We start from the raw sequence: 16,726 nt of genomic DNA, 5'->3' as shown, positions 1-16,726 counted from the left end.
CTTCCATTCAGATATTTAGATTGAGGAGAGTCGCAGTGCATATCGCATTTATCGGAACAGGCCTGATGGGCAACCGAATGGCCAAACGACTGATTGAGAGCGGCCACCATCTGATCGCCTATAACCGTACAGCGGAACGCACCACCCCACTCAAGGAGGCGGGCGCTGAGGTTGCTGCCACCGCTGCCGATGCGATAAGCAGCGCTGAGGTCGTCATAACCATGCTGACTGATGCCGAGGCGATCGAGTCGATGCTACTCAATCAGGACACACACACCGCGCTCAGTGGCAAGACCATCATCCAGATGGCCACCATCGCGCCGCAGCAGAGCCGTGACCTGCAAGCCGCCATTGAGGCCGCAGGCGGCCGCTATCTCGAATCTCCGGTTCTCGGTAGTCTGCCCGAGGCCGAAGCCGGCACGCTGATCCTGATGGTCGGTGCCACCCCCGAGCAGTTTAAACAGTGGCAGCCTCTACTCACCATACTCGGGAGCAATCCGCGCCTGATCGGGCCTGTCGGTCATGCCGCCGCAATCAAGCTGGCGATGAATCAGCTCATCGCCTCGCTCACCGCTGCCTTCTCCCTCAGCCTGGGTTTTGTTCAGCGCGAAGGGTTAAACATCGATAGCTTTATGGAGATCGTGCGCGAGAGCGCCCTCTATGCGCCCACCTTCGACAAGAAGCTCGACAAGATGCTCAGCCGTAACTTCAGCAACCCCAACTTTCCGGTGCAGCACCTGCTCAAAGATGTCGACCTGTTTCTCGACGAAGCCAACCAGATTGGCCTTAACACTTCGATTCTTGAGGGTGTGCGGCCATTAATTGAGCAGGCGCTCAACAGTAGCAACGAGGCAGAGGACTACTCGGCACTCTACAAGTCAGTTAATCCGCTGCATTAGTAACATTACCTGCTCAATAGCCACTCCTGCTCCGCCAAGCTATGATGAGGAAAAATAACGATAACAGCGGCGCATTCGAGACACGGAACACCCACTTGATGGGCCAGATGGAGACATGGAGCCATCGGCATGGAGACTGCACGCCACAGCAACCTGGGATCACGAAGCGCTTACTGGCTTCTACCCATTGCCGTATGGACCCTGCTGGTCGTCGCCTCACTGATCTGGAACGTCAACCTCAATCGCTCCCACGCCTTCGAGATGGCCGCTGAGCGTGGCCGTGTGCTGTTTCAAAGCATAGAAATCACACGCAAATGGAACGCTAAGCACGGCGGCGTCTTTGCACCAACCACTGAAAACAATCCACCCAACCCCTATCTCTACCCCGGCCTCAGGTCGATGACAGACAGTAGCGGCAACAGCTACACGCGCATCAATCCCGCCTACATGACACGTCAGATCTCCGAGCTCGCCGACAACTACGGTTTCAACTTCCATCTCACCAGCCTCAAACCGCTCCGTCCGGAGAACGAACCCGATAGTTGGGAGAGAGAATCACTCACCGCATTCGAGCAAGGCATAACGGAACGCACCTCGTTAATCGAGACTCCAGAGAAAAAGCTGTTCCGCTACATGGCACCCCTGAAGGTGGAGCCATCATGCCTGGCGTGCCACGCTCATCAGGGTTATCGAGTCGATGACATCCGGGGCGGCATCAGCATCAACATCGACGCTCGTCAGATCTTCGACAACATATACAACACTGTTGCGATCATCATCCTGTTCCACCTCCTGCTCTGGGGTAGCATCAGCTATCTAATGAGTGCGCCACTGCTTAGATCCCATGCCGGGAAACACGCTTCCATCACCTCGCCATCACCACGCCGCACCACTAGAAAGGCAGTCGCACCGATCTCGATGGCGCTACCAGAGAGCAGCAATGTACAACTCGACAACATCTCCGGCCTGCCCACACTCGAGCAGTTCAAAAAAAGCGCCCCTTCGCTCTGGAAACAGGCCATGGCCAGACACCAGCCGATCGCCTATCTCGCCATCGAGATCGACCAGTTTCAGAGTTATCTGGAGCAGTATGGTCACCTTGAGGCCGACCTCTGTCTGCGGCAGGTCGGTTCACAGGTAGAGCGGTTTGCCCATGGCAGTCATGCCATCTGCGCACACACCGGGGTCACCTCTTTTGCCATACTCAAGCTCGGGCTCAGTGAACGCATGATGGTCAATCTGGCAACCAGTCTCTGTGAAGAGGTCGAGGCGATGAAGATTCGCCATCGTCGCGCCACCCACGCCAAGGTGGTCACGATTACCTGTGCGGCCACACTCCTTAAACAGGTGACCCACTCCCAGAACCTCGACGACTTTATCGCGGGCGCCAACAGCTGCCTGCAGAGGGCAAAGTCGGAACAGCGCTACGGTATAATCAACTGCACATCTGATTAGCGTTCGCCCCGCACGCGTCTCATCACAACTCCGACAGCAACTGCTCGACCATCGATTCTGCCTGCCCCAGGTAGCCGCTACCGAACATATTGAAGTGATTGATGATGTGGTAGAGGTTGTAGAGGGTTTTGCGCACCGAATAGCCGGGGTCGATCGGCCACGCCTCGTGATAGGCATCGTAGAAGGTGGGACCAAAGCTGCCGAATAACTCGCTCATCGCCAGATCCGCCTCACGATCACCGAAGTAGACCGCCGGATCGAAGATCACCGGCACACCGTGGCTATCGATCGCGTAGTTACCCGACCAGAGATCGCCGTGCAGCAACGAGGGCTGTGGAGTGTAATCGTTGAAAAAGGCATCAAGACCCGCCATTAGCCTCTCACCCTTTTCCGAGAGTGCATGCGCACCCTTCCTTGCGGCCAGATCAATCTGATAGCCCAACCGCCGGTCACGGTAGAACTCAATCCAACTCTCCATCTCACTATTGGGCTGATGGGTAGCACCGATGGTGTTATCGCGATACCAGCCAAACCTATCCTGTGTGGTGTGGTGCATCGCCGCCAGCTCACGTCCAAAGCGCGCCATACTGTCACGCCCATCACGCCCCATCTCGATGTTCTCCATCACGATATAGGCCGAACCCGACTCAATACCGGTGCAGAGCGGCTTAGGCACGTGCACCGTATTACTAGCGACCAGTTCATCCAGCCCGGCCGCCTCTGCCTCGAACATCGGTAGCCGGTCGGCACTGTTGGTTTTGACAAACCAGCTGCTGCTTTCACCCTTTAAACGACTGGCGCTATTGATACAGCCACCACCGATGGCGTGTTCACCCTGTAGCTTGAACGGCTCCCCGCTCTCCTCAGCAATGCGAAGTGCAATCTTTTGCCACAGCGACATCGAAGAACCCTATAGGTGACGTGAGGCAAGACAACGCTCACCCAGATAACGATCAAAGTTGTGGAACTCACAGAAGGTCTCAAGCGCCTCCTGATCGAGCTCCTTGCGTTCCAGATTTTCAGGCGCTCCTTCGATCGGCGCATCGGTGGCGATGGCGGTGAGCTGGCGTGAGATCAGCGCCATCTCCCGGTGCTCCTGCAGTAGCTGCTTCACCCGTTTAGCACCACGAATGGAGAAGAACTCCACCTCATCAAGCCGCTCATAGATCTCATCGAGCGAGCCGAGCCGCTCCAGTAACGCCTCTGCAGTCTTGCGCCCCACCCCCGGCACACCGGGAATGTTATCGACCGCATCACCCGCCAGCGCCAGCAGATCAATGATCTGGTGCGCCTCGGCACCATACTGTGCCTTCACCTCGCTGTGGCGAATCTTCTTATCGTTGGCGAAGTCCCACATCACGTCGCGTTCAGCGAGCAGCTGACTCAGATCCTTATCACGACTGACAATTGCGGTACGAAATCCGTGCGGGCGCATCTTGATCGCCAGAGTGCCGATCAGATCATCCGCTTCGTAGATATCGCTGGCGTAGGTTGTCATCCCCATTAATTCAGCTAGTTTGCGGCACGCCTTCATCTGCCGCTCCAGCTCGGGCGGTGGCGGCTCACGATTGGCCTTGTAGGCGGGATAGATCTGGTTACGGAACGAGGTCAGCAGACTCTCATCGAAGGCGACACCGATATGTCGGGGACGCGCCCGCTCCAGCAACTGGCATAAAAAGGTCGCAAAACCGTGTACCGCATTGGCCGAGTGCCCCTGTTCGTCGAAGAGGTCATCGGGATAGGCGTGCCAGGCACGAAAGATGTAGACGCTGGCGTCGACCAGAAAGAGCCACTTGTCTTGGGATTTTGCCATCGGCGCACCCTACCCCGAAGCTTTTTTCGAGACAAGCGACTCAGCATTGAATACCCACACTCATCCAGCCATAGACGAATCGCCAAGAAATCCTAAAATGGTAAGGATTTCGCAGATCTAAACGATTTGCGCCTAGCCCAAAAGATATATAAAGTATTCGACCCATTTGGGCGATACTTAGCCTCCATTAACGTACACAACTACAGGTTTTCAGCGCTATGACGGACAAGACTCTTAACTTCCGCCGCTACGAAGATGGCGATCAATCACCACGCACCTGGTCTGAAGAGATCTTCCAGGCGAGCTGGAGCCACAAGTGCCCGACCTATGTGCACAAAACCCCACCCTGTCAGGGTAGCTGCCCCTCGGGCCACGACATCCGTGGTTGGCTGAGTATCGTTCGTGGTATCGAGAAGCCTGCGGGTGATATGAGCTGGCAGGAGTACGCCTTCCGCCGTGCCACCGACTCCAACCCTTTCCCCGGCATCATGGGTCGAGTCTGCCCAGCACCGTGTCAGGATGGCTGTAACCGCAACGAGGTCGAAGACTTTGTCGGCATCAACTCGGTTGAGCACTACCTCGGCAACTACGCACTTGAGAACAACCTGACCTTCAGCAAGCCCGATAGCGAGACTGGTAAGAAGGTCGCGATCATCGGTGGCGGACCTGCCGGTATGGCAGCAGCCTTCCAGCTGCGCCGCAAGGGCCACGGCGCCACCATCTTCGACGACCACGTCGAGCTGGGCGGCATGATGCGCTACGGCATCCCGGGCTACCGTACCCCGCGTAACGTGCTTGATGGCGAGATCAAACGCATCATCGACATGGGTGTTGAGACCCGTATGGAGACTCGCATCGGTCGTGACGTCACCATGGAAGAGATCGAGAAAGAGTTCGACGCCATCCTGATCACCATCGGCGCTCAGTCAGGCCGCGGCCTGCCAGTCCCTGGCGGTGACGCCTCCAACTGCGTATCCGGCGTCTCCTTCCTCTCCGCATTCAACCACGGCCGCTTGCAGCACGTCGGCAAGAAGGTTGTGGTTGTCGGTGGTGGTGATACCGCCATGGACGTTGTCTCCGTTGCCCGCCGTCTCGGCAACATCACCAACGTCCACGAGAACGACCGCCCTGAGAATGTCATCCTCGGTCAGACCGCACACGATGTTGCTACCGTCGCCACCAAAGAGGGCGCCGAGGTGCAGCTGGTCTACCGTCGCCCGGTCGACAAGATGCCTGCAGCCAAGCACGAGGTTGTGGCGGCTGAGAACGAAGGTGTCACCATCACCGGCAGCCTCAACCCCGTCGAGGTCGTACTCGACGCGGATGGTCGCGCCAAGGCACTACGCGTTGTACGTGTTGAGTGGAACGGCAACGAATCCAGCATCGTTGAGGGTTCCGAAATGGATATCGAGGCCGACCTGATCGTTGGCGCGATCGGCCAGACCGGTGATCTATCCGGCATGGAAGATTTCAATAATGGTCGTGGCCTGATCGACTCCGACAGCAACTTCCAGGTTAAGGGCAAGGAGGGGCTGTTTGTCGCAGGCGACATCATCCGTCCTCACCTGTTGACCACTGCGATCGGCCAGGCGTCAGTCGCCGTCGATAGTATCGACCACTACCTGAACAAGCAGGAGATGGTTAAACGTCCCAAGGTTGATGTACACCACTTCGATCTGATGATGAAACTCGAAGAGACTGACCATACACCCGCTAATTTTGAGGCTGCTGGCCGCGAAGAGGTCTCCAAGGAGGAGGGCTTTGCCAAGGAGATCGATCTCGGCCTACGTGGCACCTCAGAGAACGATTGGGCGGTTCACAACTTCGAAGATCGCTCACGCTTTGAGATCATCCCTTCAAATGACCTCTTCCTTGGTCACTATGAAGAGACACCGCGCCACATTCGCAATGAGCTCGATGTGAACGCTGAGGAGGTTCTGGGACACTTCGAGGAGCGTCTGCAGCCACTGAGCGAAGAGGATGTTCGTGCTGAGGCCGATCGCTGCATGAGCTGCGGCATGTGCTTCGAGTGTGACAACTGCGTCGTCTTCTGCCCACAGGAAGCTGTGAAGAAGACCCCCAAGCAGGACTCCACCCTGGGTCGTTACGTCTACACCGACTACTCACGCTGTATCGGTTGCCACATCTGTGCCGACGTCTGCCCCACCGGCTACATCGAGATGGGCATGGGCGAGTAAGCGCTACCCGCACGACAAAAAAGGCCCCGAAAGGGGCCTTTTTTATTGCCTGCAATCTTCCTGTTAACCTCGCCCAGCACCGCCGCCCAAACCGTCTTCTGAAACATCCGCTGCTCTCGACGCTCACTCCACTTTTCACGAAGCGCCGCACGCTCATCGGCACTCATTCCCTGCCAACGCCTTACGCAACGCATCACAACGCACCTGTGGGAGCCTTGTTTAGCGGTTCTAGCCATAACGAAGTGCAGTAAGCTCTTCTGAGGTCAGGTTACGGAAACGCTGCATACGCTCACGTATTGTTGCCTCACGCTCCAGCTCCCGTGACGGCTCGGGGTGCTCGGGTCGGGCTGCAGCTCCAACCAATCCTCAGCAGTCAAATCTTCCCCACTGCCTCTGCATGTACGGCGCGACGGTCAAGACGGGCATCAATACATTCCCCTTTACGATCTAGGTGCTTATCGACTCACTTACCACGTAACTCAATCCACTGACCCTGGGTCAGATCATCTGCCGACACACTCATCGGACCGATCACCGTAAGACCCAATACCACCGCCACAACACGCTTAATCTGTTTTATATTTACGATCCTTTTATTTGGTTACTTCACCCCCTTTAGCGCAGCTGATTGAGATCGGCTGACACACCTATCGACTTTTATTGGTGTTAGCATCTGAAAATCGTCAATAACCTAATATAAGGAATCGATCAATGGGAATGCATCATGAGATCTCACCCGAACTACAACAGTGGATTGAAGCTCAATCCCTCTATTTTGTCGCCTCGGCACCCCTGACCGAGGATGGTCATATCAATCTCTCACCGCGCGGTTACGACACACTGCGCATTACCGGCCCACTCGAGCTGGTTTTTCTCGACTTGACCGGTAGCGGTAACGAAACGGCGGCCCAACTGGCCGAGAATGGGCGCATTACCGTGATGCTCTGCGCCTTTAGCGGCGATCCCAAGATACTTCGCCTCTACGGCCGCGGTGAGGTGCTACTACCCGATAGCGGCGAATGGGACACTCTTCGCGGACTGTTTGATGAAGATCTTCCGGGGGTACGCCAAATCGTCCGTATCAGCGTCGACATGGTAAAGACCTCCTGCGGCTTCGGCGTACCGCTGATGGAGCCGGTTGGGGAGCGAAAAAAGCTGCTTGAGTGGGCTGAAAAGAAGGGAGAGAGCGGCATCCGTGAATATTGGCAGAAAAAGAATGCCGTCAGTATCGATAACCTGCCCGCGCAGGGCCGATCCCAGCCATAGTGACCAATAAAACACAAGCCTGAAATATGACTTTATGCACAAATAGGAGGAAGACGCTGTAAAAATACTGACAAACGCCCCTAGCCTCAACCAACGACTTAATAACACGCTATAACATATTGATATTATTAACATATGAAGAATTGATTAAAAAATAACCAATTTAACAAATATGCAACAATAGCGCTGCCTACACCCCCTTTGCCCCATTTCATCCACAAAGTTATCCACAGCTTTTGTGGACTAAACTGCGTTTTCTATATGGGTTAAACAGTTAGGTGATCTTTGTTAATAATTCACATGAGGTTTGCCCCCTAACTGGAGACAGATTCGCGCACCCATCGGCGCAAAAAAATGGTGTAGAGTAGCGCCCATGTCCGACCCCGCCGTGATCCTTCGAATCGCCGTCCCCACCCCCCTCTATCGTCTCTTCGACTATCTGCCACCCAAGGATTGCGATACCACGCAGCTTCAACCCGGTCTCAGGCTACAGATCCCCTTCGGTCGGACCAAGGTGGTCGGCCTGCTGGTCGAGGTTTCCGATGAGAGTGAATTCGAACTCAAGCGGTTGCGACGCGCCTATCATCTGCTCGACCAGGAACCGCTCTTTGATACCACGCTGCTCAAACTGCTGGTCTGGAGCGCCCACTACTATCACCACCCAATTGGTGAGGCACTCGCTACCGCCCTGCCAGTGCTGCTGCGCCAGGGTCATGCCGCTGAGGTGCGCGGTGAACAGCAGTGGCAGATAACCGATGCCGGCCTCAACAAGGATCCGCTGGAACTGAAACGTGCCCCACGGCAAGCCACGCTGCTTAATCGCCTCAAGGCCCATCCTGAAGGTGTGACCAGTGAGGCGCTCTCCGACCTGGAGGGTGACTGGCGCGGTGCACTGCGTGCCCTGATCAATAAAGGGCTGGTCGAGGTCAACGAGCGCCCCTGCCTTGAGGCAGCCGATAGCTCCGCCACGGCTTTGATCGATCTTAATTCGCTGCAACAGCAGGCGGTCGATGCGGTACTCGATGCCGGTAGCGGCTTTAACGCCTGGCTCCTGGAGGGGGTGACCGGTAGCGGCAAGACTGAGGTCTACCTGCATATGATCCGTGCCGTTATCGATCGTGGTGAGCAGGTTCTGGTACTGATCCCAGAGATTGGCCTTACGCCCCAGCTGGTCGAACGTTTTCGCCGTCTCGGTGTAGCGCTTGCGGTGCTCCACTCCGGTCTGAGTAACCGCGAACGCCTCTGCGCCTGGCTGGCCGCCAGCAGCGGCACTGCACCGGTGGTGATCGGCACGCGATCGGCGCTATTCACACCACTGGCGAGGCCGGGGCTCATTGTGGTCGATGAGGAGCACGACCTCTCCTACAAACAGCAGGACGGTTTCCGCTACCACGCCCGCGACCTGGCAGTACTGCGCGCCCGCCATCACAAGATTCCGATCGTACTCGGCACCGCCACCCCATCCCTGGAGAGCCTGCATAACCTCAACCAGCAACGCTACAAACGACTGCATCTTCCAGAGCGTGTCGGTAACGCCATCCATCCCAAGCTACGTCTGCTCGATGTTCGCAGCCTGCCGATGGAGGATGGCCTCTCACCACCGCTGCTCGAGTCGATACGCCACCACCTCGACAAGGGTGGTCAGGTACTGCTGTTTCTCAATCGCCGTGGCTTCGCCCCCACCCTCTTCTGCCACGACTGCGGCTGGATCGCTGACTGTCCGCGTTGTGACCATCACTACACCCTGCACCAGCGCGCCGTAGCGCTGCGCTGCCACCACTGCGACACCCACCGCCCGCTACCCGAACAGTGTCCCGACTGCGGTAGCCCCGATCTGCGACCACTGGGGCTCGGTACCGAACGGATCGAGACCGCACTCAGCAGTCACTTCCCCGAGGTCGGCCATGTACGTATCGACCGCGACACCACCCGCAATAAGGGGGCTATGGAGGAGAAACTGGCGCTGGCACATAGCGGTGAGGCGCGCATCCTGATCGGCACCCAGATGCTCGCCAAGGGACACCACCTGCCCGACGTCACCCTGGTGGCGATTCTCGATATCGACCAGGCGCTCTACGGTGCCGATTTCCGTGCCACCGAACGGATGGCGCAGCTGGTGGTTCAGGTCGCGGGGCGTGCCGGTCGTGCCGAACGTCCCGGCGAGGTAGTGATCCAAACCCACCACCCCGAGAATCCACTGCTCAACTCACTGCTAACCGACGGCTACGCACGTTTCGCTGAGGCAGCACTCGCTGAACGCAATCTCGCCGACCTGCCTCCCAACTGCCGTTATGCGCTGCTACGCGCCGACGCAACCGATAGTCAGGCCCCCTTCACCTTCCTCGAGCGCGCACGTGAGCTTGGCAGTGCCTACGGTATTAACGAGGTCATGCTACTCGGCCCGATTCCGGCTCCGATGCCACGCCGCGCCGGACGTTATCGAGCCCAGCTGCTGCTGCAGGCCTCCGATCGCGCTCCGCTACAGCAGTTACTCACCGGCCTGATTCCACAGCTGGAGAGTGAGAAGAGCGCCCGCAAGGTACGCTGGTCGATCGATATCGACCCGATGGAGATCTTCTAGAAGCGGCATTGAGTGCTGCAAACCGATTTCAAAGCCTCGACCTGCACGGTAGAATGGCGCAACTTTTTCACGCACCACTCAGAACCAGCGGATATTCGACTTGAAACAGCAGATCAAACAACTCGTAGAACAGGCACTGGCGCAGATGAAGGCCGACGACCTGCTCCCTGCCGACACCCAGCCCCAACTCCACATCGAGCGCACCCGTGACCGCAGCCACGGAGACTTTGCCAGCAATGTAGCAATGACCCTGGCCAAGGCGGCGCGTCGCAAACCTCGTGAGATTGCCGAGCTGCTGGTCGAGCGTCTGCCTGAATCCGCCGGTGTGAAGAGGGTCGATATTGCTGGTCCCGGTTTTATTAACTTCACCCTCGCCGCCGATGCCTACCACACCGTGGTTGGTGAGATCATGCAGCAGAGCGAGCAGTACGGTCGCAGCACCATCGGTGAAGGAAAATCGGTACAGGTCGAATATGTCTCTGCTAACCCCACCGGCCCGCTGCACGTCGGTCACGGTCGAGGCGCCGCCTACGGCGCCACTGTCGCCGATCTGCTCGAAGCGGTCGGTTTTTCGGTTCACCGCGAATACTACGTTAACGATGCCGGACGACAGATGGACATCCTCGCCACCAGCGTCTGGCTACGCTACCTGTCATTGGCTGGAGTCGAGTTCGAATTCCCCGCCAACGGCTACAAGGGTGAGTATGTCTGGGATATCGCCGCCACCTTGCACCGCAACCACGATAACAGGCTGGCCCATCCTGCCGAGACGGTGTTTGATGGCGTCCCTGCTGACGAACCCGCCGGTGGCGACAAAGAGACCCACATCGACGGCTTGATCGCCCGCGCCAAAACGCTGCTGGGCAAGGCGCGCTACCGCGAGGTGTTCGACCTCGGCCTCAGCACCATCCTCGATGACATTCGTGCCGACCTTAAGGGGTTTGGCGTTAAATATGAGGAGTGGTTCTCGGAACGCTCACTGGTCGAATCGGGCAAGGTCGACGAGGCGATCGAACAGCTGAAAAAATCGGGTCATGTCTACGAAAAGAAGGGGGCACTCTGGTTCCGCTCCACCGAGTTCGGTGATGAGAAGGATCGTGTCGTGGTCCGCGACAATGGCATTAAGACCTACTTCGCCTCCGATATCGCCTACCACTGGCACAAACTCGACCGCGGCTTCGACCGCGTCATCGATATCTGGGGTGCCGATCACCACGGCTATGTACCACGGGTAAAGGCAGCACTGACCGCAATGGGCGACAAGGAGGATGCCGACAAACTCGATGTGCTGCTGGTGCAGTTCGCCAGCCTCTTCCGCGGCGGAGAGAAGGTACAGATGTCGACTCGCTCCGGCTCCTTCGTCACCCTGCGCGAACTGCGCCAGGAGGTCGGCTCCGATGCGGCACGCTTCTTCTACGTGATGCGCAAATGCGAGCAGCACATGGACTTCGACCTCGATCTGGCCAAGTCGCAGAGCAACGACAACCCGATGTACTACATCCAGTACGCCCACGCCCGCGTCTGCAGCGTGCAGCGTCAGCTAACAGAGAAAAAACTGGAACGCGATGAAGCACGCGGTGCATCCAATCTGCACCTGCTGCACGAGCCACACGAGGAGAGCCTGATGGTCGCCCTGTCACGCTACCCCGAGTTGGTCGAGGGCGCGGCACTCAGCCACGAGCCACATCAACTCGCCCACTATCTGCGTGAGCTGGCCAATGAGTTCCACACCTACTACAACGCCCACCCGTTTCTGATTGAGGATCAGCCTGAGCTACGCGATGCGCGCCTCAATCTGATCAGCGCCACCCGCCAGGTGCTGGCCAATGGTCTCAATCTGCTCGGCATCTCTGCGCCGGAGAGCATGTGAGTACCCAGCGCGACTTCAAAAACGCCGGCAGCGGCGCAAACAAACCGAAGCCACGCAAACGCGCCGCACCGAAAAAAAGCGCTGCCTCCGGTAAACCGGCAGGCCGTTCTGCACCTGGCTGGCTGTGGTTGGTTGCTGGCCTGCTGATAGGACTGTTGGTCGCCGGTCTGGTCTATCTGAAGCAGAATCCAACCGATAACAAACCCGTCGCCAGCTCAACAAACAAGCCCGCTGCAGTTAAAAAGCCGGTTAAGAAGGCTGCACCGAAACCGGTTGATGAGTCACCCCGCTTCGACTTCTACGACATGCTGCCGGAGATGGAGGTTGAGGTGCCACGTGAGGCGCCAGCGACCAGCAGCACCAAATCGGACCAACCTACTGCCCGCTACGTGCTGCAGGTCGGCTCCTTCCGCACCCTGAAACAGGCCGACAGCCTGAAGGCAAAACTGGCGTTTCTTGGCTACCAAGCGACGATCCAGACCGTTACGGTGAACAATAATTCAACCTGGCACCGCGTCCACCTTGGCCCCTACACCGGTCGTAAAGAGCTCAACAAGGTGCGTGCCAAGCTGTGGGAAAACAAGATCAACACCGTGCCGATGCGCATCAGCAACTGATCGGCACAACTCCGCTACAATAGACCGCAATGCCAACAAGATTAACAACATGGCTACTCCTGCTCGCAACTGCGCTCCTGCCGACCATCAGCTCGGCAGCGGACTGGATTCGCATCGGCGTACTCAGCCATCGCGGTGATGCTGCCACACTGCAGACCTGGTCGCCCACCGCTGACTATCTCAACGCCACTCTGACCGACTACTTCTTTGAGATCGTACCGCTCAACTTCGACCAGGTTGAACCGGCAGTCGATAGCGGCGAGGTCGACTTTGTACTGGTCAATCCCGGCATCTACGTCAACCTCGAGGTACGTCACCGCGTCACCCGTATCGCCACCCTCAACAACCGTCGTAATGGTGTCCCCTACAATCTCTTCGGCGGTGTCATCTTCACCCGTAGCGAACGAGACGATATCGAATGGCTCTCCGATCTGGTCGGTAAGCGATTTATGGCGGTCGATCGCACCTCGCTGGGTGGCTATCAGATGGCGTGGCGCGAACTGCGTGGACAGGCCATCGAACCCCAAATCGACTTCGAAGATCTCTCTTTCGCTGGCACCCACGATAAGGTGGTGATGGCGGTGCGCAATGGTGAGGCCGACGCCGGTACCGTGCGTACCGACATTCTGGAGCGTATGGCACGTCAGGGGACGATTAACCTGAATGAGTTTCGCGTCCTCAACCCTAAACAGGATGCCGACTTCCCCTTCATCCACAGCACCCGCCTCTACCCGGAGTGGCCCTTTAGTAAAGTACGCCACATCTCAAACCAGCTGGCACAACAGGTCGCCGTGGCGCTGCTTAAAATGCCTGCCGATCACCCGGCTGCCGACAAGGGCGACTACTCCGGCTGGACCATCCCACTCGACTACCAGCCGGTGCATGACCTGTTTAAGGAGTTAAAGCTCGCACCCTACGATGAAACGAGCCGTTTCACCCTGCTCGATGTACTGCGCTACTACTGGAAGTGGGTCGTGGTCGGCACAATCGTTGCGCTGGCACTGCTCTTTATGAGTAGCTGGGTCTGGCAGCTCAACCGTGAACTGAAAAAGGCACAGCGTTTTCTCGAGCACAAACACGACCTGATTCTCAACTCGGTCGGCGATGGCATCTACGGGGTCAATCTGGAGGGCAACTCCACCTTTGTTAACCGTGCGATGGAGCGTATTACCGGCTGGAGCGCCGAGGATCTGATCGGCCACAATCAGCACGAACTGCTACACCACACCCGCGCCGATGGCTCAGCATTCCCCGGTATAGAGTGCCCCGTCTACCACACCTTCCGTGACGACATGCCGCGTTTTGTCGCCGAGGATATCTTCTGGTGTAAGGATGGCCAAAGCCTGCCGGTCGAGTACAGCAGCACCCCGATCAAGGACACGCACGGTGCCACGGTCGGCGCAGTAGTGGTATTTCGTGATATTACCGAGCGCAAAGAGGCCGCCGAGGAGCTGCGCCAGCACCAGGCGGAGTTCGCCCATATCGCACGTGTCAGCACCATGGGTGAGATGGCCTCGGGTATTGCCCACGAGATCAACCAGCCACTGGCAGCCATCGCCAACTACACCCGCGCCTCGATTCGCATGCTCGAATCGGGCAAGGGCGATATCGAGCAGATCACCGAGATCATGACTCGGGCTGCCAATCAGGCCGATCGTGCCGGCGAAATCATTCGCCAACTTCGCAACTTCATTCGCAAGGAGACGCCGGAGCGTAGCCGTGTCGATATCAATAACCTGGTGCGCGAAGTAGCGGTATTGATCGGTCCAGAAGCGAACAAAAGCCGTGTCACCATCGACCTCAACCTACAGTCCGAGTTACCCCCCGTGCATGCCCACGCAATCCAGGTCGAACAGGTGGCACTCAATCTGGCACGCAATGCGATTGAGGCGATGGCAGAGAGTGATGCATCCACCCGCCAGCTCACCATCACCACCGCACCCGGTGATGACAAGACACTCTCGGTGAAGGTTTCAGATACTGGCCCTGGCATTACCGCCGAGGCGCAGGAGCAGCTATTCGATCAGTTCTTCACCACTAAACCACGCGGTATGGGGCTGGGTCTCTCGATCAGTCGTGGCATTATCGAAGCACATGAGGGTCGGCTCTGGGTCGAGACCAATGTTGCGGCCGGTACCACCTTCTCCTTTATCCTGCCCACTGCTGAGAGTGAGGAAACACTATGAGTAATGAAGCGACAGTATTTATTGTCGATGACGATGAGGCAGTACGCGACTCGCTGCAGTGGCTGATGCGTTCGGTGGGGCTGGCGGTAGAGACCTTCCCCTCCGCCAACGACTTTCTTGAGGGTTACGAGCGCGAGCGCTCCGGCTGCCTGGTACTCGACATCCGCATGCCCGGTATGGGTGGTCTCGATCTGCAGGAACAACTCGCAGCTGAACAGGTCAGGCTACCGGTCATCTTTATAACAGGACATGGCGATGTGCCGATTGCGGTACGCGCACTCAAGGCGGGTGCCGTCGATTTCATCGAAAAGCCATTTAAGGATCAGGCACTGCTCGATAGTGTGCAGCGCGCCATCGCACTCGATGAGGAGCAGCGCCACGAAACGGGGCTGCAGGCTGACATCTCAGCACGCCTCAAACTGCTCACGCCACGTGAACGTGAGGTGATGGAGATGGTTGTCCACGGCAGCGCCAATAAGGTGATCGCCATTGAGCTGGGTGTCACGCAAAAGACCGTCGAGGCGCACCGCGCCAAGGTGATGGAGAAGATGGAGGCGCGCTCTCTCTCCGAACTGGTACGCATGCGTCTTTCAGTAGACTAATCAGCACTACCCCAGAACGAGTAATTGACCTATTAACTATGGGTTAGGGAAACCCCTAACCCCTCTCGCTGCATTCCCCAATTTCAATCCCCCCCCTTCCAGACCAAACTCTGCATCGTGGAGCAATGTACAGAATTGCCCGTGCACTGCTCCAGATAACTAAATAAATGCACGGATGCTAAACACCAAAAAGGCTCATAGGAGGTACGTACCATGCAGAAGGTTGCTCTGATAGGCACAGTGCTCGCGATCATTATCCTGATTGCGATCTTTGCTACTCAGCAAAAAGAACCCGTTCAAACCACATCACCTGCCAAGCCGGCCGCAGAGGTCGCCAAGGTAGAACCCGCTCCAGCACCCGCTCCGGTCGCCATGAAGCCATCACCAGCTGCACCAATCGGTGCTACCGCTGCTGAGGCTATCGAGGCTGCCAAGGCTGCTGCTAAAAAGGCGGCTTCAGTGAAAGGTGAGTGGCGTGATACCGGCAAGATCATCAAGGGTGCTGTAAAGGCAGCTGAAGCCGGAGACGAGGCAAAGGCTATCAAGCTGGCGCACAAGGCACAGTTGCAGGGTGAGCTCGGTTATATCCAGGCTACCACCCAGACCAACATCACCACCCCATCATACCTTCAACAGTGATCAGTAGAGGAGATCGACATGCGTAAATCGATGAAACAGATCCTCGCAGCCAGCTGCCTGACCCTGTTGGGTAGTAGCGTAATGGCTGCCGAGACATTCACCAGCATCAGTGGTCAGGAGGTTCCGGTCGAGACTCAACTCGCTGCGGACATCAAGGCCGGCAAGAGCGTTTCCTTCAACCGTAAAAAAGGTAACTGCCTGGCGTGTCACGCCATTGAGGGCGGTGCCGCGGCGGGTACCATTGGACCACCGCTAATGCAGATGAAGATGCGTTTCCCAGACAAGGCGGTACTTCGTGCACAGATCGAAGATGCCACCCAGATGAATCCCAACACCATGATGCCTCCCTTTGGCGCTCATAAGATCCTGAGCGACAAGGAGATTAGTCAGATTGTTGAATTCATCTACTCACTCTAAATACAGCATTCTCGGAGCAGAACTATTATGACCGACAACAAGCGTAGAACTTTCCTTAAGGGCAGCCTGGCCGCTGGCACCGTTGGTGTCGCTGTAGGCGCTGGCCTGCTCGCCCCCCGTGCCGTCATGGCTGCATGGCCCAAGGCCGCTTTTGAAGCCAACGATTTCGGTGCGGCCATCTCT

15 protein-coding genes are annotated in these 16,726 nt (G+C 57.3%); 12 read left to right on the top strand and 3 right to left on the bottom strand.

Features of this window, described 5'->3' with window-relative positions; all coding sequences use genetic code 11:
* Positions 1–35: 35 nt before the first annotated feature.
* Both BOW52_RS00070 and BOW52_RS00065 read left to right on the top strand, forming a co-directional pair.
* On the top strand, positions 36–899 hold the full coding sequence (locus BOW52_RS00070) for an NAD(P)-dependent oxidoreductase (RefSeq protein WP_078482035.1): 864 nt from the start codon (positions 36–38) through the stop codon (positions 897–899).
* 129 nt (positions 900–1,028) lie between these two features.
* Complete coding sequence (locus BOW52_RS00065) at positions 1,029–2,354, top strand: c-type heme family protein (RefSeq protein ID WP_078482034.1); 1,326 nt, start codon at positions 1,029–1,031, stop codon at positions 2,352–2,354.
* A 22-nt stretch (positions 2,355–2,376) separates the two neighbouring features.
* On the opposite strand, the gene BOW52_RS00060 is transcribed toward BOW52_RS00065, so the two are convergent.
* Positions 2,377–3,255, bottom strand: coding sequence for a fructosamine kinase family protein (locus BOW52_RS00060; RefSeq protein ID WP_078482033.1), 879 nt, complete (start codon positions 3,253–3,255; stop codon positions 2,377–2,379).
* 9 nt (positions 3,256–3,264) lie between these two features.
* Complete coding sequence (locus BOW52_RS00055; RefSeq protein WP_078482032.1) at positions 3,265–4,167, bottom strand: 5'-3' exonuclease; 903 nt, start codon at positions 4,165–4,167, stop codon at positions 3,265–3,267.
* 218 nt (positions 4,168–4,385) lie between these two features.
* Here BOW52_RS00055 and BOW52_RS00050 point away from each other — a divergent pair, with 218 nt between their 5' ends.
* The gene (locus BOW52_RS00050; RefSeq protein WP_078482031.1) at positions 4,386–6,365 is read left to right on the top strand and encodes an NAD(P)-binding protein; all 1,980 of its coding nucleotides are present in this window, start codon (positions 4,386–4,388) and stop codon (positions 6,363–6,365) included.
* A 228-nt stretch (positions 6,366–6,593) separates the two neighbouring features.
* On the opposite strand, the gene BOW52_RS17655 is transcribed toward BOW52_RS00050, so the two are convergent.
* A complete protein-coding gene (locus tag BOW52_RS17655; RefSeq protein ID WP_269087619.1) occupies positions 6,594–6,728 on the bottom strand; it encodes a hypothetical protein in 135 nt (44 codons plus the stop codon).
* 348 nt (positions 6,729–7,076) lie between these two features.
* Between BOW52_RS17655 and BOW52_RS00045 the strand changes: the two genes are divergently transcribed.
* The 9 genes from BOW52_RS00045 to BOW52_RS00005 form a co-directional block, all read left to right on the top strand.
* Entirely contained in the window at positions 7,077–7,631 is a 555-nt protein-coding gene (locus tag BOW52_RS00045; protein WP_078482029.1) for a pyridoxamine 5'-phosphate oxidase family protein, read from the top strand.
* A 373-nt stretch (positions 7,632–8,004) separates the two neighbouring features.
* On the top strand, positions 8,005–10,212 hold the full coding sequence (locus BOW52_RS00040; RefSeq protein ID WP_078482028.1) for a primosomal protein N': 2,208 nt from the start codon (positions 8,005–8,007) through the stop codon (positions 10,210–10,212).
* Between the two features lie 100 nt (positions 10,213–10,312).
* Positions 10,313–12,082, top strand: coding sequence for an arginine--tRNA ligase (gene argS / locus BOW52_RS00035; protein ID WP_078482027.1), 1,770 nt, complete (start codon positions 10,313–10,315; stop codon positions 12,080–12,082).
* Positions 12,079–12,699 carry an SPOR domain-containing protein gene (locus BOW52_RS00030; protein ID WP_078482026.1) on the top strand — a complete coding sequence of 207 codons (621 nt, stop codon included), beginning with the start codon at positions 12,079–12,081 and terminating at the stop codon, positions 12,697–12,699. Before argS ends, BOW52_RS00030 begins: the two co-directional genes overlap by 4 nt.
* Before the next feature lie 29 nt (positions 12,700–12,728).
* Positions 12,729–14,885, top strand: a complete 2,157-nt coding sequence (locus BOW52_RS00025) for a PhnD/SsuA/transferrin family substrate-binding protein (RefSeq protein ID WP_236725580.1) — start codon at positions 12,729–12,731, stop codon at positions 14,883–14,885.
* Positions 14,882–15,487: a response regulator FixJ gene (gene fixJ, locus BOW52_RS00020; protein WP_078482025.1), complete on the top strand. Its 606-nt coding sequence runs from the start codon at positions 14,882–14,884 to the stop codon at positions 15,485–15,487. The genes BOW52_RS00025 and fixJ overlap by 4 nt, the downstream gene beginning before the upstream one ends.
* Before the next feature lie 213 nt (positions 15,488–15,700).
* On the top strand, positions 15,701–16,126 hold the full coding sequence (locus BOW52_RS00015; protein WP_236725579.1) for a SoxXA-binding protein: 426 nt from the start codon (positions 15,701–15,703) through the stop codon (positions 16,124–16,126).
* An 18-nt stretch (positions 16,127–16,144) separates the two neighbouring features.
* Complete coding sequence (gene soxX, locus BOW52_RS00010; RefSeq protein ID WP_236725578.1) at positions 16,145–16,543, top strand: sulfur oxidation c-type cytochrome SoxX; 399 nt, start codon at positions 16,145–16,147, stop codon at positions 16,541–16,543.
* Positions 16,544–16,570: 27 nt separating this feature from the next.
* The coding region (locus BOW52_RS00005; RefSeq protein ID WP_135621881.1) for a twin-arginine translocation signal domain-containing protein at positions 16,571–16,726 on the top strand (156 nt) is incomplete at its 3' end.

It is taken from the genome of Solemya pervernicosa gill symbiont (assembly GCF_002020875.1).
Taxonomy (GTDB): Bacteria; Pseudomonadota; Gammaproteobacteria.
The sequence above is the reverse complement of the archived record's forward strand: the minus strand, read 5'-3'. Positions and strand labels throughout refer to the sequence as shown.